Raw genomic sequence first — 2686 nt, forward strand, 5'->3', positions numbered from 1 at the left:
CAGGTGGGGCCGTATCTCCTAAAGAAGCTATTGAATATGTATGCGGTCTTCCGAATATCGAATCTATTTTATTCGGTGCATCTTCCAAAACCAATATTAATGATACGGTTTCGTTGATCCATAAATACGACCAGGTTTACTCCTCAACCCCCTAATACCTATTCATGAAGATTACAATAGTTGCCGGTGCACGCCCTAATTTTATGAAGATTGCACCGATTATCAAAGCAATTCATGCCAGCCAGGCTGCCGGTTCTAAAACAGAGTACCGGTTAATACATACCGGTCAGCATTATGATAAAAAAATGAGTGCTGATTTTTTTGAACAACTGGGCATTCCGGAACCACATGCCAACCTGGAAGCCGGTGGAGGTTCTCAAGCCGAACAAACAGCCGCCATCATGATCCGCTTTGAAAAGGAATTGATGGAAAACCGGCCGCAGCTAATTTTAGTGGTGGGGGACGTTACCTCTACCATGGCTTGTACGATAACCGCAAAAAAACTTTGTATCGATGCCGTTCACGTGGAAGCTGGCATCCGCTCGGGCGATATGACCATGCCGGAAGAAATCAACCGGATCGTTACGGATTCCATCACCGATCATTTTTTTACGACCAGCGAAGTGGCAAATGAGCACCTGAGAAAATCTGGAGTAGAAGCAAAAAGGATCCATTTTGTTGGTAATACGATGATCGATACCCTGTACCAGAATCTGGATCGCCTGATCCAGCCTGAGTTATGGGGGGCAGCCGGTTTGTCGGCCAAGAACTATTTTTTATTAACCCTGCACCGCCCGGCTAATGTCGATGACCCGGCTAACCTGGAACACCTGCTTGGTACAATAATGCGTTGCACCGGCGATCTTCCAGTGATTTTTCCAGTGCATCCCCGCACCAAAAAAATACTGGACAGCATAGGGTTCAATAATGCAAAGCTGGTACTGGCTGAACCGATGCCTTATCTCGAGTTTATATACCTCGTTAAAAATGCACTGGCGGTAATAACGGATTCCGGCGGAATAACCGAGGAGGCAACCGTATTGCAGGTACCCTGTATGACCATGCGCGATTCTACGGAAAGACCCGAAACTGTTACGCTCGGAACCAATGAATTAATTGGTACAGACCCCACCAAACTGGAACCTTACCTGGCTAAAATAATGACAGGTACCTGGAAAACCGGGCAGGTTCCCCCACTTTGGGATGGCCAGACAGCGGTGCGTATTGTCAAAAAGTTGGAAGAACTTTATCAATCCTAACGATTCCGCCTTATCTTTTACCCTGAACCATGAATAAACTCTCCTACGTTTTTTACCGCACCATGTTATGGTTATGGGATATTGTTTCCCTGAACCTGGTATTGGTGCTGGTAAGTCTGTTTGTTGACCGGGCCCAGGCATTTGACCAGGGAGCTTACCATGTATTTTTTGCCGTAATCAACTTGGCATGGATGGCCGCTGTTTATTTAACGGGTACTTATATTGCCAAAGACTGGCTTGATTTTGAAGGGTTTTACAAACGAACCATCAAGGCTTACCTCGTAACCCTGCTGATCCTCTTTGTATTTATTTTTCTCTATCATTACCCGTATTCCAGGCTGTATATACTGCTGGTAGCCGGAGGTTTTGCGCTTTTACTCAGCATTAACCGGATTGCTTTTAACGTGCTGATTTTCTTTTTGAGAAGCCGGTTCCGCTTACAGAAGAATGTGGTAGTGGTGGGGGATAATGAGCTTAGCAAGCGGCTTATCCGCTATTTCAACGAAGAATCAAAATTTGTTCATGTGGCAGGTTGTTTCGAGGACAAGGAACGATTGTCCGGGGAAAGCAGCCATCCCATTGCCGGTGGAATTAAGGATATCATGCCTTTCGTTGTCCAAAACAAGGTTACCGAAATTTATTCCACGCTGGCACCTGAACACTTCCCCGACTTATATGAATTGGCTAAACAGGCGGAAAGCCAGTTTATTCATTTCCGCTTTGTACCCGATTATAAAATCTTTGTAAACCGGAATATTTACGTAGATTTTGTGGATAATATCCCGGTGTTATCACTTCGGAATGAGCCCCTGGAAGATACCGGCAACCGCATTAAAAAGCGCTTGTTTGATATCTTCTTCAGCAGTATCATAATCCTTTTTGTACTGTCGTGGCTGATACCCATTATCGCCATTCTGATTAAACTGAGCTCAAAAGGACCGGTATTTTTCACTCAGATGCGTTCAGGCAAAAGCAATCAGCCCTTTTTATGTATTAAGTTCAGAAGCCTTCGCATGAACGATGAAGCCAATAAAAAACAGGTAACCCGTAATGATGACAGGGTTACCAAAATCGGCCGGTTTATGCGCAAAACCAATATTGACGAATTGCCCCAGTTTTTCAATGTATTTATGGGCGATATGTCGGTGGTGGGGCCGCGTCCGCATATGCTGAAACACACAGAGGACTTTGCAAATATCTATAAGCAGTACATGATTCGTCACTTTGTTAAACCAGGCGTTACCGGTTGGGCGCAGGTAAATGGATTCAGAGGCGAAATCACGGATAACCTGTTCTTGCAGAAGCGGATTGAGCACGATATCTGGTACATGGAAAACTGGACCTTGTTACTCGATCTTAAAATTATCCTGATGACGGCCTTTTTTATCTGTCAAAGGCGATAAAAATGCTTTTTGATTAATTCCCTT

The 2686-nt window shown here is 44.6% G+C and carries 2 protein-coding genes; both read left to right on the forward strand.

What is annotated here, in order from left to right:
* Positions 1-164: 164 nt before the first annotated feature.
* On the forward strand, positions 165-1259 hold the full coding sequence (gene wecB, locus A1D16_RS21490; RefSeq protein WP_290713747.1) for a UDP-N-acetylglucosamine 2-epimerase (non-hydrolyzing): 1095 nt from the start codon (positions 165-167) through the stop codon (positions 1257-1259).
* Between the two features lie 29 nt (positions 1260-1288).
* Entirely contained in the window at positions 1289-2662 is a 1374-nt protein-coding gene (locus tag A1D16_RS21495) for an undecaprenyl-phosphate glucose phosphotransferase (protein WP_290713750.1), read from the forward strand.
* Positions 2663-2686 lie beyond the last annotated feature (24 nt).

It is taken from the genome of Flavihumibacter sp. CACIAM 22H1, assembly GCF_001601815.1.
In the GTDB taxonomy this organism is placed as follows: domain Bacteria; phylum Bacteroidota; class Bacteroidia; order Chitinophagales; family Chitinophagaceae; genus Flavihumibacter.